The sequence below is a fragment of the Skermanella sp. genome (assembly GCF_059503625.1).
In genome coordinates this window covers 1-4,299 of sequence record NZ_JCACHA010000045.1, presented here as the reverse complement: position 1 = coordinate 4,299, position 4,299 = coordinate 1, and the positions used below count along the sequence as shown (strand labels likewise).

Below are 4,299 nucleotides of genomic sequence, written 5' to 3'. Positions count from 1 at the left end.
AAGATCGAGTCGGAAGTGATGGAGATCTTTACCGCCTGCTCGTTCCAGGATCTGACCGGCCAGCGCACCACGAAGGTCATCAACGTCCTTCGTTACATCGAGCAGCGCATCGGGTCGATGATCGCGATCTGGGGAGAGGACAAGACACCCCGGGAAGATCTGCCGCCCGACACCGTGGACCAGCGGCCGGACGCTCATCTCCTCCATGGACCGTCGCTGACCGGTATCGACCAGAACGAAGTCGACCAGCTGATGTCCGGCTTCGCCGTTCCGGCTTCCGGCGGCGCCGCACCTCCGCCACCGAAACCCAAGGCCGAAGTGAAGCCGATGCCGATCAAGGAGGAGGAGCCGGCTCCCAATCCGCTGAACCAGTCCGCCATCGACGCCCTGTTCGGATAGCGCCGCTGCCGGCGGACCCGGATCGATGAAACCGCATGGCGCGCCTCAGCCGGAGAGCGCGCCATTTTGCTTCGGCTAGGTGCTTCGGCAGGGTGCTTCGCGCATGCGGGAATCCGTCGCACCGGTCCAAAAGGCTTCATGGGCTGGCGCGCCGGCGGCTTCTCGGCCTATGATTTGCCGCATGGCGACGTTACTGCGAAATCGGCTGCATCATTGGTTACGAAGTCTGCTGATACCCTGGATGGATTATGACCCGATCACCTAGAAACGAAGCTTTCATGTTGTCTCGCCTTGAACAGCTTTGCCTAGACAAGGGATTGAAGATGACCGAGCAGCGCCGGGTGATCTCGCGCGTGCTGTCCGCCGCGACCGACCATCCGGACGTCGAGCAGGTCTACCGCCGTGCCGCCGACATCGATGCCAAGATCAGTATCGCCACCGTCTACCGCACCGTCCGTCTGCTTGAGGATGCCGGTGTGATCGAGCGGCTGGACTTCGGGGATGGGCGTGCCCGGTTCGAAGAGTCGCGCGACGAGCACCATCACCACCTCATCAACGTCCAGACCGGGGAAGTCATCGAGTTCAACAGCGATGAGCTGGAAGCCGTCAAGCAGCGGATCGCCCGTGAACTGGGATTCGAACTGCTCGGCCACCGGCTGGAGCTTTACGGTGTCCCGCTCAAGGGCGCACCTCAACGGAGCGAGCCATGAGCAAAGAGTCACAAAAAGCCACCGCTTCGGCGTCGATCTGCGGCGACGATCTCTCCTGCTGCCGTCCCGCCGTCCGCCGGGCCTACACCGAACTGCGCCAGTGCGGGCAGCCGGAACGCTATGCGTTCGAAGCGGCAATCGCAGTGTTCCGCTACCACCACCCCGCCGCCATGCCGCGTCAGGCCGAGCTGGTGGTCGCCGAATGGGTCTTCGACGGCGTCAGGCACTGAAGGGCCGCAGACGCCCGTGACTACGAAGGCTTGGCGTCGTCGATCAGCATCCAGGTAAGCTCGTGCTTGTTGTGATGCAGGTGAACGACCCGGCTGCCGGGGATCGCCGCGAACTCGCGGGTGATCGCGTGGTCGGTAGGCCCCTGGAACTTGATCGTGCAGATGAAATTCCGGCACAGCCCGCTGTCGATCCAGGTCTTCACCAGCCGCAGCAGCCGCTCGGGATAGCAGATTACGTCCGAGCACAGCCAGTCCAGCGGCCCCAAATCGGCCGGCGTAAGCGCAAAGGCGCTCTGCTTGCGGAAGTCGACGCGGGACAGGGCGGCAATCGCCGGCGCCAGAGGCGCCTTGTCGATGCTGACGACATGTGCGCCCAGTTCATGGAGCACCCAGGTCCAGCCGCCCGGACTGGAGCCGAGATCGACCGTGAGCGATCCCGGTCCGGGCATCCGGCCGGCGATCGCCAGCGCTTCCCATAATTTCAGATACGCCCGGTTCGGAGGAGCAGTCCGATTCTCGATGAACTCGACCTCGCCGTTGCGGAACGGGCTGGAGCAGTGGGGCGAGGCGATCAGGGTATGCTCGTCCTCCATCATCCAGGAGCCGAGCGGCGCCGTCGGAGCGGTCGCGGGAAAGACCAGAGGCTTGGCCGAGACATGGGGAAGCTGTTCCTGGATCAGCTTGGCGCGGCCATGGTGGCGCACGGGGTAGAGCGCCCAGTTGCGCTGAATGGCGCGCAACCCGCGTGCCGCCGCCTTGATCGACGCGACCGGCAGGCGCACCGGGTCGTACCAGACGTTCTCGACCCAATAGACGGGACGGGGCGGGCCGGGGGCGAAGACCAGCCTGTCGTGGACGATGGCGCCCTCGCCCAGTTCCGCCAGCAGGTCGTCAAGGAAGCCGTCCGGCGCCAGGTAGCCGGTCATGCCCAGCGGTTCGGCCGCTGATGGTGGCGGTAGAGGGTCGGACACGATGATCTGGCTCCTGCTCAGGCTGAAGCCCCGCATAGCCCAGCCGCCTCAGCCGATCAACCTTGCTGACCGGGGGTCAGATCATCCTGTCGCGTGCCGCGGCATCTCCAGATCGGCCAATGGATGCCGCTCGACCCGGACCAGAGCGATCCCGTCCCGGTCGAACAGGTGGCAGTTGGCGGCGGGGATGCCGATTCGGACCTGTTCGCCCGGGTTGACCGGACTGTCGCCGTCGGTCCGGATAACGACGCTCTGCCCCCCATCGACCCTGACATGGCAGTAGGTTTCGCCGCCCAGCCGCTCGACCACGAAGACCCGGCCTTCCATCGTGGCGTCGCCCTTGTCGCCGGCGGCCAGATGCTCCGGCCGAATGCCCAGAGTTACCTTGGCTCCCGGCGCCATGCCGGCGGTGCGGGCGGGAACCGTCATCGTTCCGCCGCCCGGGATTTGGACGGTAGCGGTATCGCGGCCGATCTCCGATGCGGCCGTTTCCAGGAAATTCATCTTGGGGCTGCCGATGAAGCCCGCGACGAACAGGTTGCAGGGATGGTGATAAAGCTCCAGCGGAGATCCGACCTGCTCGACATGACCGGCGCGCAGCACGACGATCTTGTTCGCCAGGGTCATCGCCTCGACCTGATCGTGCGTCACGTAGACCATCGTGGCGGACAGGTCCTCCTTCAGCTTCGCCAGCTCTATCCGCATCTGGACGCGCAATCCGGCGTCCAGGTTGGACAGCGGTTCGTCGAACAGGAACACCTTCGGCTCCCGCACGATGGCGCGGCCGATGGCGACGCGCTGTCTCTGGCCGCCGGAAAGCTCACGCGGCTTACGCGTCAGCAGGGTTTCGATCTGGAGTATCCGCGCCGCCTCCCGGACCTTGGCGTCGATGGCGTCCTTCGACCCGTTCGCCAGTTTCAGCCCGAACGCCATGTTGTCGTAAACGCTCATATGCGGGTAGAGCGCGTAACTCTGGAATACCATGGAGATGCCGCGCTCCTTCGGAGGCAGGTCGTTGACCCGCACGCCGTCTATCGTCATCTCGCCGCTGGTGATGTCCTCCAGTCCCGCGATCAGGCGCAGCAGCGTCGACTTGCCGCACCCGGAAGGCCCGACGAAGACGGTCAGCTCGTTGTCTTCGATATCGAGATCGACGCCATGGATGATTTCCATCCCGCCGAAGCTCTTGCGCACGCCGCGCAGGGTGACGTTGGCCATGATCGTGTCTCCTCCCGTTGTTTTCTAGCCCTTCACGGCGCCGGCGGTCAGCCCGGAAACGATCTTCCGCTGGAAGATCATAACCAGCACCAGCAGCGGCACGGTAACGATGACCGAGGCCGCCATGATGTTGCCCCAGGGCAGCTCGAACTGGCTGGTACCGGTTATCAGGGCGATCGCGACAGGCACCGTCCGCATGTCGTTCGACAAGGTGAAGGTGAGTGCGAACAGGAACTCGTTCCAGGCGGCGATGAAGGCCAGCAGCCCCGTCGTCGCCAGGGCCGGACCCATCAGCGGCAGGAAGACGCGGGTGATGATCACCCACGGGCTGGCCCCGTCGACGATGGCCGCTTCCTCCAGTTCCTTCGGCAGCTCCCGCATGAAGGTGGTCAGCACCCAGACCGTGAAGGGCAGGGTGAAGACCATGTAGGACAGGATCAGGCCCATCAGGTTGTTATAGAGCCCCAGCCAGCGGATCAGTTCGAACATGCCTGACAGCACGGCGACCTGCGGGAACATGGAAACGCCCAGCACGACCATCAGCAGCGTGCCGCGCCCGCGGAACTGCACCCGGCCCAGCGCGTACGACGCCGTCAGGGCCAGGAACAGCGACAAGGCTACGACCGCGACCGATACGGCGACCGAGTTGAGGATGTTCCGGGCGAAGGGCTGTCCCCGGAACACCCCGGCATAGTTGTCCCAAGCCGGATTGGCCGGCCAGAACTCGACCTGAAACAGCGCCGATCCTGCCTTCAGCGACGATACGACCGC

6 protein-coding genes are annotated in these 4,299 nt (G+C 64.6%); 3 read left to right on the top strand and 3 right to left on the bottom strand.

The annotated features are described in order from the left end of the window. From AC5JJ6_RS01070 to AC5JJ6_RS01060, 3 genes are all read left to right on the top strand, one after another. Positions 1–399: protein phosphatase CheZ (locus tag AC5JJ6_RS01070; protein WP_496040260.1), on the top strand; the 399-nt coding region annotated here is incomplete at its 5' end. Between the two features lie 278 nt (positions 400–677). After that, entirely contained in the window at positions 678–1,109 is a 432-nt protein-coding gene (locus tag AC5JJ6_RS01065) for a Fur family transcriptional regulator (RefSeq protein WP_496040259.1), read from the top strand. After that, the gene (locus tag AC5JJ6_RS01060) at positions 1,106–1,339 is read left to right on the top strand and encodes a hypothetical protein (protein ID WP_496040258.1); all 234 of its coding nucleotides are present in this window, start codon (positions 1,106–1,108) and stop codon (positions 1,337–1,339) included. Before AC5JJ6_RS01065 ends, AC5JJ6_RS01060 begins: the two co-directional genes overlap by 4 nt. 20 nt (positions 1,340–1,359) lie before the next feature. Here the strand turns inward: AC5JJ6_RS01060 and AC5JJ6_RS01055 are convergent, their stop codons facing one another. From AC5JJ6_RS01055 to AC5JJ6_RS01045, 3 genes are all read right to left on the bottom strand, one after another. After that, the gene (locus AC5JJ6_RS01055) at positions 1,360–2,265 is read right to left on the bottom strand and encodes an SAM-dependent methyltransferase (protein ID WP_496040261.1); all 906 of its coding nucleotides are present in this window, start codon (positions 2,263–2,265) and stop codon (positions 1,360–1,362) included. Positions 2,266–2,391: 126 nt separating this feature from the next. After that, positions 2,392–3,528 (bottom strand): ABC transporter ATP-binding protein, encoded by a 1,137-nt coding sequence (locus AC5JJ6_RS01050; protein WP_496040257.1) that lies wholly within the window; start codon positions 3,526–3,528, stop codon positions 2,392–2,394. Positions 3,529–3,552: 24 nt separating this feature from the next. Further along, a partial coding sequence (locus tag AC5JJ6_RS01045; RefSeq protein WP_496040256.1) for a carbohydrate ABC transporter permease occupies positions 3,553–4,299 on the bottom strand: 747 nt, incomplete at its 5' end.